Raw genomic sequence first — 24,743 nt, forward strand, 5'->3', positions numbered from 1 at the left:
CAAGAGCTGCTGTGCTGCGTTCTGGCGCAATCACCACGCTTGAGTCGCAGGCGTGGCTGCTCTACATTGCAGGTTTGCCAACTGCCTGGAATGTCTTGATGTCTAGCCTGACGCTGCCTACCGTTCACCCCAAGGTTCTGCGTCCGGGCGATGCGGTGGCGCTGGTTTCGCCTTCAGGGCCTGTGGCCGCCGAGAAGATCGAGGCCGCCGCACGGGTACTCGAAAGCTGGGGGCTACGGCCCCGCATCTACCCCCATGCTTACGAGCGCCATTCGTTCTATGCCGGCACCGACGCGCAGCGCATCAGCGACCTCAATCACGCGCTTGGCGACCCGCACATTCGTGCAGTGATCTGCAATCGTGGCGGCTATGGCGTGCAACGAATTCTCAATGAGGTTGACCTTGAGGCGGTGCGCCGTGACCCCAAGTTGCTCAGTGGTTTCTCCGACATCACGGCAGTGCATGGGCTGCTCTGGGCGCAAGCGCGGCTGGCCAGTGTGCACGGGCCGGTGGCCAACCAGCTTGGTCACAATCCCCTGATGGCCAGCGGTCTGCGCCATGCGTTGATGAGCACCGAACCGGTTTTGCTGCAGGCTGATCCCAATGCAGGCACTGGCAGCGTACGCACCCGCGGTCGGGCGACCGGCACCTTGCTGGGCGGTAACCTGAGCATGCTCAGCACCTGTATCGGTACACCGTTCATGCCGGATATGGACGGTGCAATTCTGCTATTGGAAGATGTGGGTGAGGCCGCGTATCGGGTGGACCGGTTGTTGACTCATCTGGGTAATTGCGGTTTGCTGCAGCGGCTCAACGGCATTGCCTTGGGCGATTTCAGCGTGCCGGCGCATGCCGCGGGCAGCATTAGCCCCGCCGATGTGTTGCTCGAGCGTCTTGGCAGCCTGGGCATTGCTGTGCTGGGCGGTTTGCCGGTCGGCCACGGTGAGGTCAATCAGGCGGTGCCGCTGGGGACTCGGGCGGTGCTGGACGTCGAAGCCGGTACCTTGCTGGTCGAGTCTGCGAACGTGGCCTGACCTGCCCCCGCATAGGGCCGCAACGATCGTTGGCGGCCTTTGCTGATCCTGAAAGCGACCTTCGCATAGCTAATTGCCACCTCTGACCCATTCCCTGCTTGTGCGGCTGACCGCCCGGCGCGAATCTGCACGGATATCGCGGGCTTGCGTGGCATGACGAGCTTATATGGGGATGGGATGCTATGAGGTCGACCGGATTTACCCACTTGGGGATGGCCAAGAAGTTGGGGTTGGGCTTTGGCCTGGTGTTGCTGCTCACCGCCTTGGTGGCCGGTATCGGTGTCTGGTCGCTGCAGCGTATCACTCAGCATTTCGATGGCCTCAAACAGACCTCGGCGCTCAATACGGCGGTACTTGGCGTGCGTGTGCTGGAGCAGGATTACGCGCTGCGCAGCGATCCGAAGCTCATCGAGCAGTTGCATGCGCAGTTGCAGGCTCTTGATGAGCGTGCTGCGGCCCTCAAGATTCTCATGCCTGGCAATGCTGCGGTGGTGGAGCGCGTGCAACAAGCCCTGGTGGCCTATCGCAGTTCGTTCGATGCCTATGTAGATATCAACCAAAGCAAAGACCTGGCACTGGAAATGGCCAACTGGTCAGTCTCCAGTGTGTCCAACAGTCTGGAGTTATTGCAGTCAGGACTGACCGACGATGGCACCTGGACCCTGAAGGACTCTCAGGGCCAGGATGGCGCGCAATTTATCGAACAGGCCGGCAAGATCAGCCAGGTCGGGCGCCTGATGTTGCTCGCCATGGACGAGGCCAGGGTGCGCCTGGAAAAAAACCGCCGCACGGGAACAGGCGAAGAGGCCGCTACCGGCACGATCGAACAAGCGCAGCAGGCCAGTGCGCTGGCCGAGGAACTCAAGTCGGCGATCACCGATCCTGGCTACCAGGCAGTGATCAATGAGGTGGTCGGTCACATCGCCAATTTCAACGAAAAGCTCAAGGAGTACACCGAGCTGCTGGGCAAACAGGCTGGTGTGGCGACACAACTGGGCGAGAGTGCTCGTCAGGTGGTCGAGCTGGTGGGGCAAGCCTACGCTGCCGAAGACCAGTCAATGCAAGCTCAACTGCGCGCCGACACTCTGTTGATCATTGGCTCTTCCATTGCTGCATTGCTGGTAGGGCTGCTGGCTTCGTGGCTGATCACCCGGCTGATTGTCGCGCCACTGCGGCTGGTGATCGGTCAGGCGCAGCGCATCGCTGCCGGAGACCTCAGTGGCCGTGTTGAGGTGGACCGGCGTGATGAAATTGGCCAGTTGATGGCGGCCATGCAGCAGATGAGTAACGGCCTGAGCCAGATCGTCAGTGGCCTGCAGGCGGGCATCGAGAAGCTTGCCCACTCGGCCCATGAGCTGTCAGCAGTGACCGAGCAGACCAATCTGGAGGTCGGCAGTCAGAAGGAAGAAACCGAGCAGGTCGCCACGGCCATGAACCAGATGACCGCTACCGTGCATGATGTGGCGCGCAATGCCGAAGAGGCCGCGCTGGCCGCGCAGAGCGCTGATGAGAAAGTCAGCAGTGGCCAGGCTGTGGTGCGTCAGAGCATGCAGTGTATCGATGCGCTGTCACGCTCTTCGGCGTCTGCCTGTGAGGGGATCGAAAACCTCAGCGCGCAAGTGCAGAACATCGATCAGGTGCTGGGGGTGATCAAAAGTGTCGCTGAACAGACCAACCTGCTGGCGCTCAACGCCGCCATCGAGGCCGCGCGGGCCGGTGAACAGGGCCGGGGTTTTGCCGTGGTGGCAGATGAGGTGCGGGCGTTGGCACGGCGTACCCAGCAGTCCACCGAGGAAATCGAAAGCCTGGTGGCCAGCTTGCGTGGCGGTGCACGGGCTTCGGTGGAGCAGATCCAGAGCAGTGGTGAGCTGGTCAAGCGCGCGGTGGGTGAAGCGCAGCAGACCGAGCGTGCATTGAGCAGTATTGCCAGTGCGGTATCGACCATCCAGCAGATGAATCAGCAGATCGCCGCCGCCGCCGAACAGCAAAGCTCGGTGGCCGAGGAAATCAACCGCAGCGTCACCAGCATTCGCAGCAGCGCCGATCAATCGGCGCTGGCCATGCGCGGCAACGCCGCCTCAAGCGTAGAGTTGGCGGCGCTGGGCAATGAGCTCAAAGGCATGGTCGGGCATTTTCGTTTGTAGCGTCGGCGCTGTTGCGTTGCGGTAGCGTTTGCTCAGCCCTTGCGTACATTAAGAATCAGCAGGGTCAGGCCGCCGGCAACAATTCCCCAGAACGCCGAGCCGACCGAAAACAGGGTCAGGCCTGAAGCAGTGACCATAAAAGTGATCAAGGCCGCTTCGCGCTCGTTGGGCTCGCTCATGGCCACGGTCAGGCCGTTGATGATCGAGCCGAACAACGCCAGCGCAGCGATCGACAGCACCAGCTCTTTCGGGAAGGCCGCGAACAGCGCGGCCAGGGTCGCGCCATACAGGCCGGCAATGGCATAGAACACCCCGCACCAGATCGCAGCGGTATAGCGTTTGCTTTTGTCTTCGTGGGCATGCGGGCCGGTGCAAATGGCTGCGCTGATGGCCGCCAGGTTGATGCCGTGGCAGCCAAACGGTGCCGTCAGCAACGAGGCCAGGCCTGTGGTGGTGATCAGTGGCGAGGCGGGGGTGTGATAGCCATCGGCGCGCAGTACCGCAATCCCTGGCATATTCTGCGAGGCCATGGCGACCACGAATAGCGGAATGCCGATGCTGATGGTAGCGGCCAGCGAGAAGCTGGGTGTGGTCCACACGGGTACGGCCAGCTCCAGAACGAAGCCGCTGAAATTCAATAGCCCCAGCGCGGCGGCCAGCGCAATCCCCACCAGCAACGCTGCCAGTACGCTGTAGCGCGGCGAAACGCGTTTGACCAGCAGATAGGTAAAGAACATGCCCAGCACCAGGCCGGTGCGGTGTTGCGCGGCGACAAAAATATCACTGCCGATCTTGAACAGAATGCCGGCCAGCAGCGCAGCGGCCAGCGAGGCGGGCAAGCGCTTGACCAGCCGCTCGAAACTGCCGGTCAGGCCGCACAGGGTCACCATCACCGCGCAGGTGATAAAGGCGCCTATAGCTTCCGGGTAACTTACACCGCCCAGGCTGGTCACCAATAACGCCGCACCCGGTGTCGACCAGGCGACGGTAATCGGTGTTCGATAGCGCAACGACAGGCCGATGCTGCACACCGCCATGCCCATGAACAGCGCCCATAGCCATGAAGAAATCTGCCCGCCGGTCAGGCCCGCCGCCTGGCCGGCCTGAAACATCAGCACCAGTGAGCTGGTGCAGCCGGTCATCATCGCGATGAAGCCGGCGACTACCGAAGATAGCGAAGAGTCAGCCAATGGACGCAGAGGAGTCTGCAGGGCGGTCTCGGACATGCGGGAATTTCCTTAAAGCGCGCAGGTAACAGGGCGCACAGCCTAAACCCAAGCCCGGCAGCGTATTGCGATACAGCGACAGGCGTATTGGCCCGTACAGTTGGCCGCCTGTCGTCAGCCCAGCGGCCCGTCACCTGGATGCTGGGTCTTGCCCAGCGCCTGGTTGACGGTCAGCCAGCCTTCGACAGCCTCCAGGCCCACCTCGGCAAATACTCGCTGCAAGAGCCTGACCTGCTCGCGACGCAGGGCGGCCTCGAACTTCTGCCCCTCGGCACTGAGCCCCAGCAGACGCTTGCGTTTGTCCGTTTCGGGCGTGGTGGTGTGCACCATGTTCATGGCAATCAACTGACGCAAGGGCACATTCAGTGCCTGTTTGCTGACCCCGAGCACGGTCAGCAGCTCCTTGACGCTGAGTTCCGGGTAGCGAGCGATGAAGAACAGGATGCGCTGGTGAACGCGACTGAACCCGCGTTTGGCCAGCATTTCATCCGGTTTTGCGGTGAACGCCTGATAGCCGAAGAAAAAAGCTTCCATGGCCATTTGTTGATTGGTGCAGTTTTTAAGGTCAAGCATGTTGACGTATCTGCCAATAGCATCGTAAGTTTTGGTCAACAATTTTGACGTATTCCCTTCTACCCGGCTACAGGTGAAAGTGATGGCTTTTTCTGAAAGAGTTTCACGCCTCAAAGGTTCCTTGATTCGCGAGATCCTTGCCGCTGCCCAGCGTCCCGAGGTCATGTCGTTTGCCGGTGGTCTGCCTGCCGAGTCGATGCTGCCGGCCGTACAGTGGGCCGAGATGCCGGTAGGTCTGGGTCAATACGGCATGAGTGAGGGCGAGCCGGCGTTGCGCGAAGCGCTGGCGGCCGAAGCGCGGGCGTTGGGGCTTGACTGTCAGGCCAGCCAGGTACTGGTTGTCAGCGGCTCGCAGCAGACTCTGGATCTGGCCGCCAAGCTGTACATCGATCGAGGCACCGAGATTGTCGTTGAGGGCCCCACCTATCTGGCCGCCTTGCAGATCTTTCAGTTGTTCGGTGCTGCCTGCCTTAGCGTACCGGTAGAAGCCGAAGGGCCCGACCTGGCAGCGTTGCGCCAGAAGCTCGAACAGCATGCACCCGCGTTCGCCTACCTGATTCCGACGTTTCAGAATCCGTCCGGCGTGCGTTACAGCGAACAGCGTCGCGAGGCGGTAGCGGCGTTACTCGATGAGTTCGGTGTGACCCTGATCGAGGATGAACCCTATCGTGAACTGACCTTCGATGATGGCCGTGCCCGGCCCATCGTGGCGCGCTTGCGCAAGTCGAGCTGGATCTACACCGGTACTGTGTCCAAGACTCTGTTGCCCGGCCTGCGGGTCGGCTACCTGATTGCCAGTCCTGATCTGTTCCCGCACCTGCTGCGCTTGAAGCAGGCGGCCGATCTGCACACCAACCGCATTGGTCAGTGGCAGGCGCTGCAATGGATCGGCACCCAGCAATATCGCGATCATCTGGGTGTTTTGCGCGATTTTTACCGCGAGCGCCGTGATGCCTTTGACGCCGCCCTGCAGACCCATTTCACTGATCTGGCTGAGTGGAACACACCGCAAGGCGGGCTGTTCTTCTGGCTCACCCTGAAGCAGCCGCTGGACACTCGCACCTTGCTGGATGCGGCGTTGGCCCAGGATGTAGCTTTCATGCCGGGTGAGCCGTTTTTTGCCGACCCGCAGGCGAACCCTGGATACCTGCGATTGAATTTCAGCCATATTGACCCGTCACGTCTGGACGAGGGGCTACGGCGTCTGGCTGACGTGGTGCGTCAAGCTCTGGCCAAGGGGCTGGTCAAGTAAGTGTCGATCGTCTTCAAAAGTGCATTGATTTCATGGGGGAACGGCTGATGTACAAGATTCATGGCGATTACAACTCCGGCAATTGCTACAAACTCAAGCTGATGCTCAGCTTGCTGGGCCAGCCTTATCAGTGGGTGCCGGTGGATATCCTCAAGGGTGAAACACAGACTCCGGAGTTCCTGCACAAGAACCCCAACGGCAAGATTCCGGTACTGGAGTTCGAAGACGGCACCTGCCTGTGGGAGTCCAATGCGATTCTCAATTTCCTGGCCGATGGCAGCGCCTACCTGCCAAGCGATGCGCGTTTGCGCACCCAGGTGCTGCAATGGCAGTTTTTCGAGCAATACAGTCACGAGCCCAGTGTCGCGGTGGCGCGGTTTATCCAGTTTTATCTTGGCCTGCCTGCCGAGCGGGCTGAAGAGCATCGGCGCAAGCTCAAGGAAGGCTACCGTGCGCTCGCCGTGATGGAGCAACAACTGCAACGTACGCCGTTTCTGGTGGCTGAGCAGTTTTCTATTGCCGATATCACCCTCTACGCTTATACCCATGTCGCGCACCAGGGTGGTTTTGATCTGGCGCGGTATCCGGCCATTTCGAGCTGGCTCGAGCGGGTCCGGGCGCAACCTGGTTATGTCGGAATGCTGGACTGATCCGACGCTGGATCGCCTTGCCCGAGCGAGTGAAACCTAGACGCGCACGAATAGAAACTGCGTCGCTTTGCGTAAGATTTTTTACCTACTGATGAGGGGCTTTTCAGTAGGGCTTGCAGTGGCGCAGTTTCTGCAATACCCGCTCTCGCTCCGGAATCAATCGCAATGATTTTTCATGGCCCACTGCTGGCAAAGGTCGACAACACAATGGCTTTTTCCAGCAGGGGAGTAAGGGCTCATGCTCGACGTAATCCGGACCGCGGCGGTCATTGTTTTGCTGACGTTTGCTGTTCAGGCACGGGCCGACGACTGCGACGACAACCAGGCGGCGATGAATCGCTGTGCGGCGGTTGAGCTGGCAAGGCTTGACCGGCAACTGAACGAGACGTTCAAGAACCAGCTGGCCTGGTTGCAGGACGCCCGGAAAAAGCTCGAATTGCGCAGTGCACAGCGGCAGTGGATCGCCTTTCGTGATGCTGACTGTCTGTATCAGGTGGGCCAGTTGGCGGATGCCGGGACCCTTGGGCCGATGCTGCAAGCCCGTTGCCTGGCCGCGCATACCGAGGCAAGAGTCAGGCAGTTGCAGGCCTATACGGCCTGTCGCCAGCAGGGGTGCCCGCGTTGATTCAGTGCATTGAATGAAACACCGCGTCCGAGTTGATGTGCTCGGTGACATTGAGCCCGGCAGCCAGCAAATGCGCTTTGAGGTTGGCTGAGTTACTGACCACTGCCCAGGGTTGCTCGCTTGGCAGGTTTGGCTCGTCCAGGCTGCTCAGGGCCTCTAGCAGTTGTTCTGGGGTAATGTGCCAGGCCAGTATGCCGTCGTTTTTCCATCCTGCCTTATGAATGCCCAGCGCTTCGCATAGACGCTTTTTGCGCTCAGCGTCCTGTCGATCCTGCTGGCGGGAGCGCTCGATCAGCTCGACCGCTTGAGGGTCGGTGTACTTGCCCTCGCGCCAGATGATTTTACCGGTGCCCCATGCTTCGGGCGGGCAGTCCTTGCCGACAGGCGAGGGCAGAATGGTCGGGTTGATCTCCAGCGGATAGATGCGGCACACCAATGGGCGCTGTTCATAAATGGTACACAGGTTGTCGGCGCCCAGATTGGGGCAGCCGGCAACGATATCGGCTACCAGCAGGGTGATGACCTCTGCGTCCTGATCTCCAAAGCTGGCCGCAAACGCGCGCAAGGTCTGGTGCTGGTACTCTCCTGGCCTTCCTGACCACAGCGAGTCGCTGATGGTTTCGGTCATGAGTACCACATTGTCGCCGCGCGCTGCCCAGGCCTGCGCCTCATCGACCGTCAGTGGCACGTATTTGCCACGGCAGCATTTGCCACAGGCCGTGCAGTTGTACCTCAAGCCATCATCTGACATCGCAATCGATCTTCTGCCGGAGCGGTCGCTTTGGCTTGGGCATTAGATGAACACGCCGCGACCCGCTGATTTATCGAGGCAGGCAGCTTATCCGGCGGATTTGTATCCGTACCGTTAACATTTGTATCAAAATGAATACAACCGCCCCCGTGCCGTTCAGGACGGCCAGGGGGCTGTATTCAAGGCAGGAGGATTGAGCGCTTCAGACTGCGCCGAAGCGCTGATTGAGATAGTCGATGATGACTTTGGATTCGTACATCCAGGTCACTTTTTCGCCTTCCTGAATGCGCAGGCAGGGCACTTTGATCCGGCCACCTTCGTTGAGCAAAGCCTGGCGAGCGGTCTGGTCGTTCTTTGCGTCATGCAGTGCCACTGGCACATTGAGACGGTGCAGGGTGCGGCGGGTTTTTACGCAGAACGGGCAGGCATGGAACTGATACAGGCTCAGCTCTCGGGCGGCCTGCTCGACACTGGCCTGGGCCTGCGGGCTGCGCTTCTTGCGGGCCGGGCGGGTGATGAAGTCGCCGAAGACGATAAGTTGGCCAAGACCAACCCGCAGGGCTTTGATGATCACAGGCATACCTCTGAGTGTGGCGGAGCGGGCAGGGCACCAGGTGCCCTGCAGGGTTGGGGCTTACTTGATCAGGCTGAGAAACTCGCTGCGCGTGGCGGCGTTGTCGCGGAATTCACCGAGCATCACCGAGGTGATCATCGCCGAGTTCTGCTTCTCGACGCCGCGCATCATCATGCACATGTGCTTGGCTTCGATGACCACCGCAACGCCCAGGGCGCCGGTGACCTGCTGGATGGCTTCGGCAATCTGGCGGCTGAGGTTTTCCTGGATCTGCAGGCGGCGGGCATACATGTCGACAATGCGTGCGACCTTGGACAGGCCCAGTACCTTGCCGTTGGGGATATAGGCCACGTGAGCCTTGCCAATGAACGGCAGCAGGTGATGTTCGCACAGCGAATACAGCTCGATGTCCTTGACCATCACCATCTCGCTGGCATCGGAGCTGAACAGCGCATCGTTGGTGACTTCTTCGAGGGTCTGCTGATAGCCGCGGCACAGGTACTGCATGGCCTTGGCAGCGCGTTTTGGCGTATCGAGCAGGCCTTCGCGGGTGACGTCTTCACCCAGTTGACCCAAGATGTCGGTGTAATTCTGTTCCAGTGTCACGGGGCTGTGTTTCCGTATGGATAGCGATCAGGGCGCACATATTACCCGAGCCGGACGGTCAGGTGTATGGCCGCTGTGCAAATCGGTCAGGCACAATGTCCTCGTCTTACGTCCGTGTATCCGTTTGCTTACCATCGTGCGACTCGTTCGCTACCTACTTTTACCCCGCCATGCAGTCTCATGCGGCAGGTCATTCCTGACCCTGATTCGAGAGTATGAAACGCATGTTGAGTCGAGTAGTGAAAATTGCGATGGTCGTTGCCGTCTTGTCGGCCGTATCCGGTTGCTGGCCGTTCTGGGGGCCGGGGCCGGGTGGGCACGGGGGTGGCGGTGGTGGCCATCATCAGGGTGGGCCGGGCGGCCATGGCGGGCCGGGCGGCGGTGGGCCAGGTTTTGGCCCGCGCTGAGTCTGCCATGTGGGGGGCTGCGGCGCGACGTTACTCGTCGCGCCCTTCAAGCATGGTCCGCCGTAACATCACATAGACCGCGCCCGCTCCGCCATGCCGTGCCTGGCATGAGCAAAAGCCCAGCACCTGCGGGTGCTGACGCAGCCAGGTGTTGACGTGGCTTTTGATCATCGGCCGCTTGCCATCGAGGCGCACCGCCTTGCCGTGGGTGACACGCACGCAGCGGATTTCAAGCCTGGTGGCTTCGGCAAGAAACGCCCAGAGGGTTTCGCGAGCGACTTCCACGTTCATGCCATGCAGGTCCAGGCTGCCTTCGAAACTGATCTGGCCCAGTTTCAGCTTGCGCATCTGCCCTTCCTGAACCCCGTCACGGGCCCAGTGCAGAACGTCCTCCGGGCCTACATCAATAACGAACTGATCGGACAGGCCATCGACCTTGATCGACTCGTGGCTGGCGGTGGCCGACTCGCGCAAACGACTGAGCTGGCGGCGGTCAGCCTTTGCCTTGCCGGTGTCGGCATAAGCCTGCTCGATACGCTTGACGCCACGCATCTCGTTCTTGAACAGGGAAAAATCATCGTCTTGCATGCAGGGCCTCCCCTAAGCCATCCAGTTCAACGGGCCATGATGCGGGCTGTTTCATGGCAAACAGCCCGGGAAGCGTCAAATCAGGTCTTTGGTCAGTGCGAGGGTGGCGAAGTTGTCCGCCATGATCGCCATTTCGGTACGGTGCACGACATGCGCGCTGACCACGCCGTCTGGGGTCGGCAGGTCGCGGGTGGCACAGGCATCGTCGACCAGCGTGCAGCGATAGCCGTAGTCCTTGGTGGCACGTACGGTTGTACTGATGCTCGAATGGCTCATGAAACCGCACACGATCAGGTCCAGGCGGCCCAGGCTTTGCAGCAGATCATGCAGGCCGGTGCCATTGAAGGCATTGGGCAGGCGTTTTTCGACGACGTGTTCACCGGGCAGCGGCAGCAGTTCCGGGACCAGTTGGCCACGCTCGCCTTGCGGGTCGAACAGACCGCCCACAGTACCCAGATGGCGGATGTGCACGATCGGGCATTTGGCGGCACGTGCCTTTTCTACCAGCAGGCCGATGTTGGTCAGTGCCTCATGGACGCCGCTCAGCGCCAGCGGGCCGCTGAGGTACTCTTTCTGGGCATCGATGATAATCAGCGTGGCATTGCTCAGGCTGGCCTGGGCGTGAACCCGGCCGCTGAGTTGAAACATGGTCTTGGGAGAAGACATGGGGGCTCCTTCAAGTGGGGCTTGGGGACGCCTCTAAAAACTGCCCGCGTTGCCGGCCTTGCCAACACGTTTAGAGGTGCCCTTTTTGGCGCATTGTCCTCTCCCCGAGTCATTCTGTGAATCTTGACAATTGAGAACCGCGGTTTTAGCGGGCTGCAGGGCAGAAGATGGAGCAAAAGGTGATGGCTGTTTGCCTTGCTGGATGTTGCGCAATGGTAGACACTCCGTTGCTTTACGTCACTGCGGGTTTGCGAGTCCTGCTAGAATCGCCCGCCGTTTTCCTCCAAGGAGCTTGCCCATGATCACTTCCCGTTTGCGCACCATACGCGATCATATCCGCTGGGCCGTCAGCCGCTTTCACGAGGAAGACGTATTTTTCGGGCACGGCACCGACAATGCCTGGGACGAAGCACGGCAACTGGTGCTTGGTGCCCTGAGCCTGCCTTGGGAAATTGCCGACAGCTATCTGGATTGCCGCCTGGAAATCGACGAGATTTCCGAACTGCAGCGGCTTATTCGCCGCCGTATCGATGAGCGTGTGCCAACCCCTTATCTGTTGGGGGAGGCGTGGTTCTGCGGCATGTCGTTCATTGTCGATGACCGTGTGTTGATCCCGCGTTCTCCGATTGCCGAACTCATTGAGGACGGTTTTCAACCCTGGCTGGCCCAGGAGCCAGCGCGGATTCTGGACCTGTGCACCGGCTCGGGCTGTATCGGTATTGCCTGTGCCGACGTGTTCCAGGATGCAGAGGTGGTACTGGCCGATCTGTCCTATGCCGCACTGGAAGTGGCTAATCAGAATATCGAGCGCCATGGTGTGGATTCGCGGGTCTACACCGTGCAGGGCGATGGCTTCGATGGCCTGCCAGGGCAGCGCTTCGACCTGATCGTGTCCAATCCGCCGTATGTCGATGCCGAAGATTTCGCTGACATGCCGGATGAGTTCCAGCATGAGCCTGAACTGGCCCTGGCCTGCGGCAGCGATGGCTTGAACCTGGTGCGCCGCATGCTCGCCGAGGCGGCTGACCATTTGACCGAGAAAGGCTTGCTGATCGTTGAGGTAGGCAACAGCCAGGTGCATGTCCAGGCGCTGTATCCAGAGGTCGATTTCGCCTGGCTGGACTTCAAGCGCGGTGGTCACGGGGTGTTCATGCTCTCGGCCGAGCAGTGCCGCGAGCATCGCGCGCTGTTCGAGTCGCGTCTGTAAGACGCTACCGCCAAGGCCGGGCCAATTCCCGGCCTTGGCGGCTTAGCGATGCGTGGCGATCCAGATCAACAGCCCGGCCTGAAACACCGCAAAGGTCACCAGGCAGGCGATGGTAAAGCGCAAACCGGCATCATCGCGGCGGTACTTGTTGACCCGCTCTTCATGTTTGCGAATGGTCACATCCTGCTCTTGTAGCCGCTGCTCGGCTTTTTCAAGCATCTGCGCCGCATCGAGTATTTCAACGATCTGGACTTTTTCGTTGTTCCAGGTGCTGTGCAGGTTGCCGACCTGGACTTGCTTGACGCTGCCCTTCATGTGTTGCGCGTCAGCGTAGCCGACCTCGAAACCCTGGGTGCGCAGGAAGTGGTCGCGGCGCATCCGGGTGTCTTCATTCAAGCCGTCTTTGCTGGCCAGGTCAAAACTCTCGACCTTGTAGGTTGCCCAGCGCTTTTGCGCCCAATGGATGCCGGTTGCGATCAGAAAACGACCCAGGCCGCGGTTCCAGGGTTCGATCTGCAGGCCCGAGTCCGGCCCGAAGCGCACCACATGCTCAAGGTGGTCGACCCAGATATCCAGGTGGTTTTGTTCGCGCCGCACCCGTTGCCCCGGCAACTGGATATTCAGGCGCAACAGGCTCAATTCTTTGCTGTGCCGCTCAGCCTGCCCCATCTGGACGAAGCGCAGCGGGCGGCCGCCGGTCGCGCGATCGGTGGGCAAGGGCGCCAGGCGCAGCATCTGGAAATGTTCCGGGACGACATCGTCCCATGGCTTTGGCGGTGCGGCGTTTTCGCTTTCAGCGGTCTTTTCTACAGCGTCAATGGTATCGGTCATTCGTGGCGATCCTGTCCATGGCCTGTTGCGGCACACACTCTGCCAGTGCCTCGCTATCGGCTGGCAGCAGCAACACTTAAGCGCACAGCCTTCAAGGCTGCAGATTTTCGATGAACTGCAGGATCTGCCTGGTCAACTCGCTGGCCAGCGGCAAATCGGGGTTGCGATACGACTGCAGTTGTTGCTGCAGATCGTCAGGTACGATGCGCAGCACATGGTTCATGCCGTCGATCAACACCAGTTGCGCATCCGGCTTGGCTTGCTGCAGGCGTTGCGCGTCTTCGACCCCGACCTGAATATCGTTGCGTCCCTGCACGATCAGCGCCGGGACCTTGATCCGGGCGAAGGCCGCAGCCGGGTCTTGGCGTAACAGCGAGATCAGATACGGCTGGACGCTGGGCCTAAACACCACCATCAGTTCGGCCGGCACTTGCGCGTCGGTGCGGCCGGCCTTGAGGCTGTCGAGTAACTGTTGGCTGCGCTGCGCCAGCTCCGGTGGCAGTCGATCATTGAGTTGCTCGCGCAGGACCCGATCCACCGGCCGGCCCGTGCCGCCGATGGTAATCACCGCGCTGGCGCCGGCCGGTCCCGCGGCCAGCGAAGCCATGAGTGCGCCCTCGCTATGGCCGAGCAGTATCAGCGGGCCGAGCCGCGAATCGGCCTTGAGCAGTCGACTCCAGGCCACCACATCGGCGACGTAACGCTCAACGCTCAGATTGCGCTCATCAGGGGTGGCAGGCTTGCTGGCGGCCACACCGCGTTTATCGTAACGGACACTGGCAATGTTGTGTCTGGCCAGGGTGATTGCCAGTTGCTTGAGGCTGTCGTTACGTCCGCCTTCGGGGTTGTTGCCGTTACGATCGGTGGGGCCGGAGCCGGCAATCAATAGCACAACTGGCACCGGGCGGCTGGCGCGCGGCAGCATCAGGGTGCCATACAGCGTGCCGTTGCCGGTCTGCACACTGATCGGGCGCTGCATAACACTGGGTGTCGCGGCTTGGGCTGCGGTGCTGAGCAGCGCCACAGCCAGCAATAGCCATGCTGACAGGGCTTGAATCGTGGTTCGTTTCGGGTGCATCACAAAGCCATCATCAGGAAGGTAACGCTTGGACGCATGCGTTCGGCGAAGGTTCTAGTGTGTATACTGCGCACCTGCTTAAATCGAACTGGTTTTTCTCGGAGCCCCCGCATGTCCGGCAACACTTTCGGCAAGCTTTTCACTGTAACCACTGCCGGCGAAAGCCATGGCCCGGCGCTGGTCGCTATCGTCGATGGCTGCCCGCCTGGCGTTGAGTTGTCGCTCGATGATCTACAGCGCGACCTGGACCGGCGCAAGCCCGGCACCAGTCGGCACACCACCCAGCGCCAGGAAGACGACCAGGTCGAGATTCTCTCCGGCGTCTTCGAGGGCAAGACCACCGGTACCTCGATCGGTCTGCTGATTCGCAACACCGACCAGAAGTCCAAAGACTACTCGGCAATCAAGGACCTGTTCCGCCCGGCGCATGCTGACTACACCTATCACCACAAGTACGGGGTCCGCGATTACCGTGGCGGTGGCCGCAGCTCTGCGCGGGAAACCGCTATGCGCGTAGCGGCCGGTGCGATCGCCAAGAAGTACCTGGCCAGCCAGGGTATTACCGTACGCGGCTACATGAGCCAGTTGGGGCCGATCCCGATCGAGTTCAAAACCTGGGACAGCGTCGAGCAGAACGCCTTCTTCTCACCTGACCCGGACAAGGTTGCTGAGCTGGAAGCCTATATGGACCAGTTGCGCCGTGACCAGGACTCGGTCGGGGCGAAGATCACCGTGGTGGCCGAAGGTGTGATGCCGGGGCTTGGCGAGCCGATTTTCGACCGCCTGGACGCCGAACTGGCCCACGCGCTGATGAGCATCAACGCCGTCAAGGGCGTCGAAATCGGCGCCGGGTTCGCCTGTGTGGCTCAGCGTGGCAGCGAGCACCGCGACGAACTGACACCGGACGGATTCCTGTCCAACCAGGCGGGCGGCATTCTCGGCGGTATCTCTTCGGGCCAGCCCATCGTGGCTCATCTGGCGCTCAAACCGACCTCCAGTATCACCACGCCGGGCCGTTCCATTGACGTCGATGGCAATTCACTGGAGATGATCACCAAGGGCCGTCATGACCCCTGCGTCGGCATCCGTGCCACGCCGATTGCTGAAGCCATGATGGCCATCGTGCTGCTTGACCACCTGCTGCGCCATCGTGGGCAGAACGCCGATGTGCAAGTGACTACACCGGTGCTGGGCCAGCTGTGACGGAGCATGGCGGGCAGCTGCCTTATTGGCGGCTGTCCGGCTTTTACCTGTTCTATTTCGCCCTGCTGGGCTCTTCGGCGCCGTTTCTGGCCCTGTATTTCCATCATTTAGGCTTCTCCAGTGCGCGTATCGGTGAACTGGTCGCCATTCCGATGCTGATGCGTTGCATCGCGCCGAACCTGTGGGGTTGGTTGGGCGATTACAGTGGCCAGCGGCTGGCGATCGTGCGCTTCGGCGCGGTCTGCACGCTGCTGGCGTTCGCCTTGATTGTGTTTGATAAAAGCTATGCGTGGCTGGCGATGGTCATGGCTGTGCATGCCTTTTTCTGGCACGCGGTATTACCCCAGTTCGAAGTCATTACCCTGGCGCATTTGCACGACCAGCCCGGCCGCTACAGTCAGGTGCGGGTCTGGGGCTCGGTCGGCTTCCTGCTGGCAGTGGTGGCGGTGGGCTTTTTACTCGAACACTTCAGCCTTGACCTGTATCCGTACCTGTTGCTGGTGATCCTGGCCGGTATTGTCCTGGCCAGTTGGCAGGTTCCCAACGCCCGGCCTGTCGATGAACAGAGCAAGGTCGATGGCGACGGTTTTTTTCGTCAGTTGACCCGCCCGGGCGTCATTGCGTTTTACCTCAGTGTCGCCTTGATGCAGTTCAGCCATGGTCCGTACTACACCTTTTTGACCCTGCACCTTGAGTACCTGGGCTATGGACGCGGTGCAATCGGTTTGCTGTGGTCGCTGGGGGTGGTGGCTGAAGTGCTGATTTTCATGGTCATGAGCCGCATCCTGCAGCGTTTTTCCGTGCGTCAGGTATTGGTGGTCAGTTTCCTGCTTGCTGCACTACGCTGGATGATCCTCGGCCAATGGGCTGAATTGCCTGTCGTGCTGCTGTTTGCCCAACTGCTGCATGCCGCCACTTTTGGTAGTTTTCATGCCGCTGCCATTGATTTCGTACGCCGCAGTTTTGCCGGACGCCAGCAAGGCCAGGGTCAGGCGCTGTACGCCGCGCTGTCCGGAACCGGCGGGGCGCTGGGCGCGCTGTATGCCGGCTATAGCTGGAACAGCCTGGGGCCGGCCTGGACGTTCGCGATCGCCAGTCTGGCGGCGCTGCTGGCAAGCGCATTGATACTGTCTGGCAGGCGAGGGCGGGCGGTATGAGCCTTGCCGATCGGTTCTGCCGTTGTTTTTCGCAGGCGTCGTTGTGGCGCTGCATTTTCCGTTCAGGAGTTGCCTGATGAGCAGTCTGTTCGTCTATCACGTTTCCAGCCCCGAAGTCCCTTTGAAAGTGCTCAACCACCTGGAGGACATTGCACCGACGCTGGCCGAACAGGGCATCACCTTCGAGCGCTGGCCGGTCTCGGCTGCGGTGGCGGCGGGCGGTTCCAGCGAACAGGTGCTTGCCAGTTGCCAGGCGTCGCTTGAGCAACTTGCCCGGCAGCGCCAGGTCAGCGTGCAGCAGGTCATCAGCCTTGACCGGCCTGCAGAGGCGGGCGTTGGACTGCTGAGTGAGGAGCATCATCATGCGGGCGATGAAGTGCGCTGGTTCGTGGCCGGTCGCGGACTGCTTTATCTGCGCAAGGAAGAGTATGTCTACGCCGTGCTGTGTGAAAAGCACGACCTGATCAGCCTGCCCGCCGGGACGGCGCAGTGGTTCGATGTTGGTGAGCATCCTTATCTGGTGGCCATTCGTCTGTCTGCCAGCGCAGATGAGCTGCGTGCGGTTGTCAGCGGTGACGGGCTGGCCAGTCGCTTTCCACGCCTGGATGATTGATTACACAGCGGCCTCACTGGCGCGCTGTTGATGCTCATTATCTGTGTTGAGTGTCAGGTATATCCGTTCGGAAAGTAGGACGTTTTTCGTATAAAAGTCAGTAAATCCTGTTTGTTTTGCCTGAGGGTTTTAAACGGATTTATTCGTGTAAGTTGGTTCTGGATCACTCATCACCACGCGGGCTGCGGCGAGTTTCGCCATGGCTGCGACCGGCAAGGGCCAGGACAATCAAGACGACAATGGACTTACTGATACGACAGATGGTCAGCAGCATTTCCGAACGCGATGGTTTGTTGGCCATCGAAAACGCACTGCAGTGGCTCAGGCAAGAGTGCCGTTGCGAGCGGGCCATGTTCTACCAGTTCAAGGGCTCGCTGCTGCTGACGTTCGCGGCGTCCAATCTGGCGCCGGCCGAAGCCGACTTTTTCCGTGGCGAACGCCAGCTTGCAGAAGATCCGGTCATTCGTTGCTATCGCAACCAGTTGGGTTTTCTCGACTGGCGCGATGCGCTGCGCCAGTACCCGGCGTCTGCCGAGTACCTGCAGATGCTCCAGCGTTCGGGGCTGCTGCCGGCGCAGTCTTACGGGTATACCAGCCAGTGCAGCGCGACCTCCGGGGTGATTTCGGTCTGTACCCTGGGCGCTATGCAACGCAGCCTTAACAGTGACGACAAGTACCTGCTGAGCAGCCTGGTGCCGGTGCTGCACATGGTTGGGCGCGGAACCCGGATGCGTGGCCATAGTCTGACCGAGCGTGAGCTGGAAATTCTGCGCTGGGCACGAGAAGGCCGCACGACCGCAGAAATCGCCCTGATCCGCGAGGTCTCCGAGTCGACGGTGAAATATCACCTCAAGACCATCTACGGCAAGCTGGGAGTCGCCAACAGAGCGCAAGCGGTCGGCGAGGCGCTTTGCCGCGGCCTGATCTAGTTTTTGCCATGCAAAAAAACCGCGGCGTTGAGGCCGCGGTAAAAGCGAGGGTGTGGAAACGCAAAGCGAACAGCGCTGCACTCAGGCAGCAGGGTCCAATCAACGGCTGTGGTAGGTCGGCAGGTCGAAGCGATGCTGACTTTGCAGCATGGAGATGGCTGGCAGCTCACTGGCCTGGGCGGCCAGGTCACGACGGATGGCGCTGATTACCCATTCCAGCTGGACCGGGGTATGAAGCTGAGCATAGGACACACAACGGCGGGTCACTTTGCCTTCTTGATCGCGTAGGGTCAGCAGTACACCGCCATCAGGACGAGCCTGGGTGCTGACGTTGTAGTCGGAGAATACAGAAGCGAATTTTTCCTGGATGAAAGTCATGTCTGGCGGCTCCGTTGATCAGTATTAACAAACTTGACCAATGGATTGCAGTGTCTGTGCCAGTATTGAATTTAAATAAAGTGCTTATAAATCAACAGCTTATATTTTTCTGATTTTTCACTCTTCGTGCAAATTGCATGAATGGCCATCCTGGGCACTGCATTTTGCCAGTCGTAGTACCTTTGCAAGCGCGAATGGTTCCCTGCAAAACGTATTTTCTATCAGCGCCATAGAAGACACTGCTTTGACCCCAGGCGAACCCCCGGACAGACTGGCGGTCATTGTTTGCACAGTGTGTAAAGCCTGATTCTGCCAAGGAGTGATTCATGACCAATGCCCACCGCAACCCGCCGCAGTTGATGACCGACGATGAGGCTGCCGAGTTTGCCGAGCAGGTGTTCGATGTTGCTCGCCAAGGCAATGCCTACATGCTTGAGCGTCTGCTGGAAAAAGGCCTGCCGGTCAATCTGCGTAATCACAAAGGCGACACTTTGCTGATGTTGGCCTGTTACCACGGCCACCTGGCTGCCGTGCAGGTGCTGCTCAGGTTCAAGGCCGATCCGGAAATTCGTAATGACAACGGCCAGAGCCCGATTGCCGGGGCCGCCTTCAAGGGCGATCTGGCGGTTGTTCAGGCGCTGGTCGAGGCGGGGGCGCAAGTTGAAGGTGCCTCGGCCGACGGGCGTACCGCGTTGATGATGGCAGCGATGTTCAACCGCACCGCGATGGTTGATTACCTGATCGCCAACGGCGCTGACCCACAAGCCCGCGATGCCCGCGGTGTCACCCCGCTGGGGGCGGCCCAGGCCATGGGTGCGACAGACACCGCCGAGCAATTGGCTCGTATCTGAGCGCATTTGATAGAGGCGTGCCGGATTTCCCGCTATCCTGCGCGCCTCTTACGCTTGCCCAAGGATCTGCGCCAATGAACGCTGCACTCGTCGAACTCATCAGTAAAATCAGCTCCGGCTGCATGGGCGAGCAGGACATCCAGCGCATCGCCGATGAAGCGGCCCAGGCTTACGCCGATGCCGATGGCTTTCTGGCCGCCAATCCCGACATCAATTATGACGATACCTTTCCAATTGCGCTGGGAGAGTGGGTGGTGGTGGGCAGCCTGCCCGATACCGTGCTGTTCCAGGCCGATAACTACATGGACCTGTTCAGCCAGATCACTGCGTCCTTTGGTCCGGGCGTCGCTTTCAATATCAAGCCTAAACAACTGGCCAAAACCGAGCCACTGACGGCACTCAACCGTATTCAGGTGCAGTTGAGCAGCATGAACAAAGAGGCGGGTGGCTATGTACTGATGGACTTCAGCCAGCCACTGGACGATGAATTGCAGGCGGTGCTGGTGTATGGCTGTGACGAGCAGCGGGTGCTGGAACTGGCCGCCGAGCTGGGTATTCATGCCGCGCCCGCTCTGAAGGCGCTGCGCGGCGAGGCCTGATTCAGCCCAGTGCGGTATCGAGGAACATCATTACCGCAAAGCCGCCCATCAGGCCCAGTGTGGCAGAGGTCTGGTGGCCGTTGCGATGGGTTTCCGGAATCACTTCATGGGACACCACGAACAGCATCGCGCCAGCGGCCAGACCCAGGCTCAGCGGGTAGGCGATGGCGAAGCCGCTGGAGATGCCCAGGCCCACCACTGACCCCAGTGGTTCCATCAGACCGGAGCCGATCGCCACCAACATCGCCTTCAGCGCAGAAAGCCCGGTTGAGCGCAGCGCCAAGGCCACGGCCAGCCCCTCCGGAATGTCCTGAATGGCAATGGCGCTGGTCAGCGGCAAGCCGACATTCATGTCGCCGCCGGCAAAGCTCACGCCAATGGCCATGCCTTCGGGCAGGTTGTGCAGGGTAATTGCCAGAACGAACAGCCAGACCCGGTTGATGCGTTCTGCAGCCGGGCCTTGCCGGCCCACGCTCTCGTGCTCGTGCGGGGTAAACTTGTCCAGGCCCAGCATAAGCAGCACCCCGAGCCCCAGCCCGCAGACCACCGTGGTCGCTGCCAGAGGCCCGCTACCGGTGATTTCCCGGGCCGCTGCAAGGCCTGGCAGGATCAGCGAAAAAGAGCTGGCCGCCAGCATCATCCCGGCGGCAAAGCCGAGCATGATGTCTTGGGTGCGCTGGCTGATGTCGCGCAGTAACACCGCCGCGATAGCGCCCAATGCCGTGGCTGCGAAGCCGGCGCTGCCGCCGAGCAGGGCGTGCTCAAGGTTAATCTTGTTGGCGCCCTGAAAGGCGTTGTAAAGACTGGCGATGCCCAGGCCCAGGATCATCAGCAGGGCCAGGAAAAACCCCAGGCTCAGCAGCGGCGAAGACTGGAACTGAGCGATCCAGGTAGAGCGTAGCGAGCGCAATGGCGCAGATGTAGGCATGAAAACGGCACCTTAATAGGGAAGCAACGGCGGCTATCTGGATGTCCGAGCCTGCAGGTGGCAGGTTGGTTCAATGCAAACTTTTTCTCGCGCAGCGGTCTGCTGGCGTACAACCTGTACCAATAAATGCTTTGGAGCAATATCGGTGGGATCGACTTTCAACAGCCTGATCGGCTTGATTATTCTGGCCCTGGATATCTGGGCCATTCTGCAAGTACTTAAAAGTGGCAGCGAGGCGGGTATCAAGGTGTTGTGGATCCTGCTCATCGCACTGCTGCCAGTGCTGGGGTTGATCATCTGGGCCCTTGCCGGGCCGCGCGGCGACCTGCGTGTCTGAGCGATTATCAGGCCTGGCGCGGCTGGGTGTGGGCGGTCTGATCCGGCAGACCGCCTGTTTATCTTCACATTGTTCGTAACTGACTGTAAGCCCACACAATTTTCACATTGCGTGGCTCATGATGCGCGGCGATCATTGACCGCCGTCGCAGTGCGTCGGCAGCACACCATGGATGGGGCGGTGCGCACTTGAGCCTGATGAGCATTGCACCCCTCTGTGGTCTGTAACAATTCCAACCCTGAATCCTTCGGATCTCCCTTTATGGCCAAATCGGACGCCCAGAGTCGGCATGCCTTGTCCCGGCTGCCTGACCCAACGCTGAAACATCATCTGCTTTATACACTGCTTAGCGGGCTGACCCTGATGGTCATGTACACGCTGCTGCGCATTGCACTGCTGGTGTATAACCGCGAGATGATCGGCGATACGCCGATATCGACCTTCGTCGAGGCGTTGATCAATGGCATGCGCTTTGACTTGCGTCTGACCATCTATTTGCTGATTCCGCTGTTCTTCTCGGTGTTCAGCGTGCGGGCGATGCGTGCACGGGGCTTTTTCCGTTTCTGGCTGACCCTGGTCGGCAGTATCACGCTGTTCCTGGGCCTGATGGAAATGGACTTCTATCGCGAGTTCCACCAGCGCCTCAATGGTCTGGTGTTCCAGTACGTCAAAGAAGATCCGAAAACTGTACTGAGCATGCTCTGGTACGGCTTCCCTGTGGTTCGCTACCTGTTGGCCTGGGCGCTGGTCACCTGGCTGTTGAGCCTGGTATTCAAAGGTTTCGATCGTCTGGCCCGGCCTGCGCAGGGCGTGACTGCCAGCCGCGGTTTTTCTGGTGCCGTCGCCCCTTGGTACATGCGCGCCAGCGTGTTCGTGGTCATCCTGCTGGTGGCTGTGGTCGCCGCCCGTGGCACCTTGCGTCAAGGCCCGCCACTGCGCTGGGGCGATGCCTACACAACCGATTCGAACTTCGCCAACCAGTTGGGCCTTAATGGCACCCTGACCCTGATTGCAGCAGGCAAGAGCCGGTTCTCGGAGGACCGCGACAATATCTGGAAAGCCACCCTGCCACAGGATCAGGCCCAACAGACCGTGCGTGACATGCTGTTGACTGCCAACGACCAGTTGGTCGAGCCGGACATCGCTGCCGTGCGCCGTGACTTCAACCCGCCGGCGCAGAACACGCTGCCAATTCGCAACGTGGTGGTCATCCTGCTTGAGAGCTTCGCCGGTCACTCGGTGGGTGCCTTGGGCAGCCAGGCGAACATTACGCCGTACTTCGACAAGCTGGCCGAAGAGGGTCTGCTGTTCGATCACTTCTTCTCCAACGGCACGCATACCCATCAGGGCATGTTCGCGACCATGGCCTGTTTCCCGAACCTGCCGGGCTTCGAATACCTGATGCAAGAACCTGAAGGCAGCCACAAGTTGTCCGGCCTGCCGCAGTTGCTCAGTACCGGTCGCGATTACGACGACGTCTACGTCTATAACGGCGATTTCGCCTGGGACAACCAGTCGGGCTTTTTCAGCAATCAGGGCATGACCAACTTTGTCGGTCGCAATGACTTCGTCAACCCGGTGTTCTCCGATCCGACCTGGGGTGTGTCCGACCAGGACATGTTCGACCGTGGTGCTGAAGAGCTCAAAGCCCGTCAGGGCCAGGGCAAGCCGTTCTATGCCTTGCTGCAGAGTCTGTCCAACCATACGCCGTATGCCTTGCCCAAGGATTTGCCGGTCGAGCGGGTTACCGGCTACGGCTCGATGGACGAGCATCTGACGGCGATGCGTTACTCTGACTGGGCGCTGGGGCAGTTCTTCGAGAAGGCCAAGAAAGAGCCTTACTACAACGAGACCCTGTTCGTGGTGCTGGGCGACCATGGCTTTGGCAACAACCGCCAACTGACCGAAATGGACCTGGGCCGCTTCAACGTGCCGTTGTTGTTGATCGCACCGGGTATTCAGGACAAGTTCGGCAAGCGCAGCAGCATCGTCGGCACTCAAGTGGACGTGGTGCCGACCATCATGGGCCGTCTGGGTGGCAAGACCCGTCATCAATGCTGGGGGCGTGACCTGCTGAACCTGCCCGAGGGTGATCAGGGCTTTGGCGTGATCAAGCCGTCTGGCAGTGAGCAGGTGGTGGCCATTCTCAGTGGCAATCACATCCTGATCGAGCCGGTAGACATGCCTGCGAAGGTTCTCAAGTACACCTTGGGCACTACACCGTCGGCCGAAGTGATCGAAAATGCGGCGCAGACTGAAGAACTCAAGCAAAAACTTGAAAGCTTCCTGCAAACCGCGACCAAGAGCCTGCTGGACAACACCGCAGGCGTAGAGGCCAGCAAGAACTGAGCAGCATGAAAAAGGCCCCCTCCGGGGCCTTTTTTCTGCCGGTGTAAAAACCGCCGACATGCAGATTCCCGTTTGCTTGGGCGTCACCCAAGTGTCTGCCCGACCTTGCCGCCGTCTGGTAAAAAACACCCTGTATCAGGCTGAACAAACCGCCTCACGGACCGGTCAAGATCACGTAAGCCGATTGTCCGGCTGTTGCGGAGGTACTGATGAAACTGTGGGCCGTTTCGTATCTGGATAAGGATGGCGTGCAACAACGCCTGGAGATTGATTCGCAGCAGTGCCCTACACATGAGGAGGCTGCCCGTCTGCTGCGCCCGAAACTGTTCCCGGTAGCCGGTGAGCTCGATCTCAATGATCTGGAGGGGCGAGCGTCAGAGCCGACGGTGAAGACGCTCAGAGAGCAGAACAGCGTGCAGATCCTTTCGATTACAGAGCTTTCCTGAGCGACCATGCTCTGCCAACCGCTTGGCAGGTGCTCAGGCTAAGGCTACTCTGCAAACGGGGCCGCCAGAGGGCGTACGTAAAGTCGCTGAACAGCCACTTGAGTGCATCGTCTGACGGACTCTTCCCGGCGGGTGTCCGGCCCTTTGCAGGCCGACTTCACCCAGCTCCATGCTTGATCGCCAGGCTGGCGGCACGGCCGCACAGCCAGCGTTGAAACTCTATCTATCGTTGCATAGGAGGATGTTTCATGAGCACAGCCCACCCTGAAGACATCAGCACTCACGTGCTGCGTTGCATGAAAGAGGGCGGTTTTGATTTTGCCCGGATTCATCCCATTGAGTTCTACGCCATCTTTCCCGACGAAAAACGCGCTCGCCAGGCCGCGCAAAAATTTCGCGGCGAATCGCTGAACGCTCAGGTCAACGAGCGCGATGACGGTGCCTGGCATTTACAGGTCAGCAAAATGATGTACGCCACTTACCACGGGATCGGGGACTTTGAGCAAGACCTGCAGTCTGCGATTTCCCCGCTTGACGGGGAGGTTGAAGGCTGGGGAGTCAAACATGAACTCAGACGCTTGAACTGAACAGCAGATTCACCCTTGACGGCCCGGCGGGAACATTGCTCCCGCCGGGCCGTTTGCGTTGTAAAGAGCGGGATTGATGTGCAACAGGCAGGCAAAAAAAAGCCACTGAAAACAGTGGCCATAACGGGAATCGGGTTGACGGATGAGTGGTAGA

General features: G+C 60.0%; 27 protein-coding genes and 1 pseudogene. 17 read left to right on the forward strand and 11 right to left on the reverse strand.

From position 1 onward, the window contains the following. Nucleotides 1-98 precede the first annotated feature (98 nt). The 3 genes and pseudogenes from PSCI_RS18550 to PSCI_RS30240 all read left to right on the forward strand — a co-directional run bounded on the left by PSCI_RS18550 (nucleotide 99) and on the right by PSCI_RS30240 (nucleotide 3,178). Nucleotides 99-1,034 (forward strand): S66 peptidase family protein, encoded by a 936-nt coding sequence (locus PSCI_RS18550; protein WP_045494548.1) that lies wholly within the window; start codon nucleotides 99-101, stop codon nucleotides 1,032-1,034. A 1,058-nt stretch (nucleotides 1,035-2,092) separates the two neighbouring features. Then, nucleotides 2,093-2,320 (forward strand): annotated as a pseudogene (locus PSCI_RS30235) (HAMP domain-containing protein); the annotation flags it as partial. Further along, the gene (locus PSCI_RS30240; protein WP_442965475.1) at nucleotides 2,315-3,178 is read left to right on the forward strand and encodes a methyl-accepting chemotaxis protein; all 864 of its coding nucleotides are present in this window, start codon (nucleotides 2,315-2,317) and stop codon (nucleotides 3,176-3,178) included. The pseudogene PSCI_RS30235 and the gene PSCI_RS30240, both read left to right, overlap by 6 nt. 32 nt (nucleotides 3,179-3,210) lie before the next feature. Here PSCI_RS30240 and PSCI_RS18560 read toward each other — a convergent pair whose 3' ends face one another. After that, a complete protein-coding gene (locus PSCI_RS18560) occupies nucleotides 3,211-4,404 on the reverse strand; it encodes a benzoate/H(+) symporter BenE family transporter (protein ID WP_045489896.1) in 1,194 nt (397 codons plus the stop codon). Nucleotides 4,405-4,518: 114 nt separating this feature from the next. Then, nucleotides 4,519-4,977, reverse strand: coding sequence for a MarR family winged helix-turn-helix transcriptional regulator (locus PSCI_RS18565; protein ID WP_045494551.1), 459 nt, complete (start codon nucleotides 4,975-4,977; stop codon nucleotides 4,519-4,521). Nucleotides 4,978-5,059: 82 nt separating this feature from the next. On the opposite strand from PSCI_RS18565, the gene PSCI_RS18570 reads away from it, so the two are divergent. The 3 genes from PSCI_RS18570 (at nucleotide 5,060) to PSCI_RS18580 (ending at nucleotide 7,504) form a co-directional block, all read left to right on the forward strand. After that, nucleotides 5,060-6,229 (forward strand): aminotransferase-like domain-containing protein, encoded by a 1,170-nt coding sequence (locus PSCI_RS18570; protein WP_045489898.1) that lies wholly within the window; start codon nucleotides 5,060-5,062, stop codon nucleotides 6,227-6,229. A 47-nt stretch (nucleotides 6,230-6,276) separates the two neighbouring features. Continuing rightward, the gene (locus tag PSCI_RS18575; RefSeq protein ID WP_045494553.1) at nucleotides 6,277-6,879 is read left to right on the forward strand and encodes a glutathione S-transferase family protein; all 603 of its coding nucleotides are present in this window, start codon (nucleotides 6,277-6,279) and stop codon (nucleotides 6,877-6,879) included. A gap of 238 nt (nucleotides 6,880-7,117) precedes the next feature. Further along, the gene (locus PSCI_RS18580) at nucleotides 7,118-7,504 is read left to right on the forward strand and encodes a lysozyme inhibitor LprI family protein (RefSeq protein WP_045489900.1); all 387 of its coding nucleotides are present in this window, start codon (nucleotides 7,118-7,120) and stop codon (nucleotides 7,502-7,504) included. Between the two features lies 1 nt (nucleotide 7,505). Here PSCI_RS18580 and PSCI_RS18585 read toward each other — a convergent pair whose 3' ends face one another. The 5 genes from PSCI_RS18585 to PSCI_RS18605 all read right to left on the reverse strand — a co-directional run bounded on the left by PSCI_RS18585 (nucleotide 7,506) and on the right by PSCI_RS18605 (nucleotide 11,096). Further along, a complete protein-coding gene (locus tag PSCI_RS18585) occupies nucleotides 7,506-8,255 on the reverse strand; it encodes a YkgJ family cysteine cluster protein (RefSeq protein ID WP_052483429.1) in 750 nt (249 codons plus the stop codon). A gap of 202 nt (nucleotides 8,256-8,457) precedes the next feature. Next, nucleotides 8,458-8,829 (reverse strand): glutathione S-transferase N-terminal domain-containing protein, encoded by a 372-nt coding sequence (locus tag PSCI_RS18590; protein WP_045494558.1) that lies wholly within the window; start codon nucleotides 8,827-8,829, stop codon nucleotides 8,458-8,460. 60 nt (nucleotides 8,830-8,889) lie between these two features. Beyond that, nucleotides 8,890-9,435, reverse strand: a complete 546-nt coding sequence (folE, locus tag PSCI_RS18595) for a GTP cyclohydrolase I FolE (protein WP_045489902.1) — start codon at nucleotides 9,433-9,435, stop codon at nucleotides 8,890-8,892. A 437-nt stretch (nucleotides 9,436-9,872) separates the two neighbouring features. Then, nucleotides 9,873-10,430: a Smr/MutS family protein gene (locus PSCI_RS18600; protein ID WP_045489904.1), complete on the reverse strand. Its 558-nt coding sequence runs from the start codon at nucleotides 10,428-10,430 to the stop codon at nucleotides 9,873-9,875. 75 nt (nucleotides 10,431-10,505) lie between these two features. After that, complete coding sequence (locus PSCI_RS18605; protein ID WP_045489906.1) at nucleotides 10,506-11,096, reverse strand: cysteine hydrolase family protein; 591 nt, start codon at nucleotides 11,094-11,096, stop codon at nucleotides 10,506-10,508. Between the two features lie 298 nt (nucleotides 11,097-11,394). Between PSCI_RS18605 and prmB the strand changes: the two genes are divergently transcribed. Then, nucleotides 11,395-12,303 (forward strand): 50S ribosomal protein L3 N(5)-glutamine methyltransferase, encoded by a 909-nt coding sequence (gene prmB / locus PSCI_RS18610; RefSeq protein ID WP_045489908.1) that lies wholly within the window; start codon nucleotides 11,395-11,397, stop codon nucleotides 12,301-12,303. Between the two features lie 42 nt (nucleotides 12,304-12,345). Here prmB and PSCI_RS18615 read toward each other — a convergent pair whose 3' ends face one another. Further along, nucleotides 12,346-13,134 carry a hypothetical protein gene (locus PSCI_RS18615; RefSeq protein WP_045489910.1) on the reverse strand — a complete coding sequence of 263 codons (789 nt, stop codon included), beginning with the start codon at nucleotides 13,132-13,134 and terminating at the stop codon, nucleotides 12,346-12,348. Nucleotides 13,135-13,225: 91 nt separating this feature from the next. Further along, nucleotides 13,226-14,212: an alpha/beta hydrolase gene (locus tag PSCI_RS18620; protein WP_045489912.1), complete on the reverse strand. Its 987-nt coding sequence runs from the start codon at nucleotides 14,210-14,212 to the stop codon at nucleotides 13,226-13,228. Between the two features lie 111 nt (nucleotides 14,213-14,323). Between PSCI_RS18620 and aroC the strand changes: the two genes are divergently transcribed. The 4 genes from aroC to PSCI_RS18640 all read left to right on the forward strand — a co-directional run bounded on the left by aroC (nucleotide 14,324) and on the right by PSCI_RS18640 (nucleotide 18,114). Further along, a complete protein-coding gene (gene aroC / locus PSCI_RS18625; RefSeq protein WP_045489914.1) occupies nucleotides 14,324-15,415 on the forward strand; it encodes a chorismate synthase in 1,092 nt (363 codons plus the stop codon). Then, a complete protein-coding gene (locus tag PSCI_RS18630) occupies nucleotides 15,412-16,572 on the forward strand; it encodes an MFS transporter (protein WP_045489916.1) in 1,161 nt (386 codons plus the stop codon). The genes aroC and PSCI_RS18630 overlap by 4 nt, the downstream gene beginning before the upstream one ends. A 76-nt stretch (nucleotides 16,573-16,648) precedes the next feature. After that, nucleotides 16,649-17,185, forward strand: coding sequence for an acireductone dioxygenase (locus PSCI_RS18635; protein ID WP_045489918.1), 537 nt, complete (start codon nucleotides 16,649-16,651; stop codon nucleotides 17,183-17,185). A gap of 239 nt (nucleotides 17,186-17,424) precedes the next feature. After that, complete coding sequence (locus PSCI_RS18640) at nucleotides 17,425-18,114, forward strand: helix-turn-helix transcriptional regulator (RefSeq protein WP_045489919.1); 690 nt, start codon at nucleotides 17,425-17,427, stop codon at nucleotides 18,112-18,114. A gap of 99 nt (nucleotides 18,115-18,213) precedes the next feature. On the opposite strand, the gene PSCI_RS18645 is transcribed toward PSCI_RS18640, so the two are convergent. Beyond that, on the reverse strand, nucleotides 18,214-18,492 hold the full coding sequence (locus PSCI_RS18645) for a DUF3509 domain-containing protein (RefSeq protein ID WP_045489921.1): 279 nt from the start codon (nucleotides 18,490-18,492) through the stop codon (nucleotides 18,214-18,216). A gap of 326 nt (nucleotides 18,493-18,818) precedes the next feature. On the opposite strand from PSCI_RS18645, the gene PSCI_RS18650 reads away from it, so the two are divergent. Next, nucleotides 18,819-19,343: an ankyrin repeat domain-containing protein gene (locus tag PSCI_RS18650; RefSeq protein ID WP_045489922.1), complete on the forward strand. Its 525-nt coding sequence runs from the start codon at nucleotides 18,819-18,821 to the stop codon at nucleotides 19,341-19,343. Nucleotides 19,344-19,417: 74 nt separating this feature from the next. Next, entirely contained in the window at nucleotides 19,418-19,942 is a 525-nt protein-coding gene (locus PSCI_RS18655) for a hypothetical protein (RefSeq protein WP_045489924.1), read from the forward strand. 1 nt (nucleotide 19,943) lies between these two features. Here PSCI_RS18655 and PSCI_RS18660 read toward each other — a convergent pair whose 3' ends face one another. Then, entirely contained in the window at nucleotides 19,944-20,870 is a 927-nt protein-coding gene (locus PSCI_RS18660; protein WP_045489926.1) for a ZIP family metal transporter, read from the reverse strand. 145 nt (nucleotides 20,871-21,015) lie between these two features. Between PSCI_RS18660 and PSCI_RS18665 the strand changes: the two genes are divergently transcribed. The 4 genes from PSCI_RS18665 to PSCI_RS18680 all read left to right on the forward strand — a co-directional run bounded on the left by PSCI_RS18665 (nucleotide 21,016) and on the right by PSCI_RS18680 (nucleotide 24,589). Beyond that, nucleotides 21,016-21,207 (forward strand): PLDc N-terminal domain-containing protein, encoded by a 192-nt coding sequence (locus tag PSCI_RS18665; RefSeq protein ID WP_045489929.1) that lies wholly within the window; start codon nucleotides 21,016-21,018, stop codon nucleotides 21,205-21,207. 261 nt (nucleotides 21,208-21,468) lie between these two features. Beyond that, nucleotides 21,469-23,556 (forward strand): LTA synthase family protein, encoded by a 2,088-nt coding sequence (locus tag PSCI_RS18670; protein ID WP_045489930.1) that lies wholly within the window; start codon nucleotides 21,469-21,471, stop codon nucleotides 23,554-23,556. A gap of 209 nt (nucleotides 23,557-23,765) precedes the next feature. Continuing rightward, nucleotides 23,766-24,002 (forward strand): hypothetical protein, encoded by a 237-nt coding sequence (locus PSCI_RS18675; protein ID WP_045489932.1) that lies wholly within the window; start codon nucleotides 23,766-23,768, stop codon nucleotides 24,000-24,002. A gap of 248 nt (nucleotides 24,003-24,250) precedes the next feature. Then, nucleotides 24,251-24,589 carry a ribonuclease E inhibitor RraB gene (locus tag PSCI_RS18680; protein ID WP_045489934.1) on the forward strand — a complete coding sequence of 113 codons (339 nt, stop codon included), beginning with the start codon at nucleotides 24,251-24,253 and terminating at the stop codon, nucleotides 24,587-24,589. The last annotated feature ends 154 nt before the right edge of the window (nucleotides 24,590-24,743 follow it).

Source organism: Pseudomonas sp. StFLB209 (assembly GCF_000829415.1).
Classification (GTDB): domain Bacteria; phylum Pseudomonadota; class Gammaproteobacteria; order Pseudomonadales; family Pseudomonadaceae; genus Aquipseudomonas.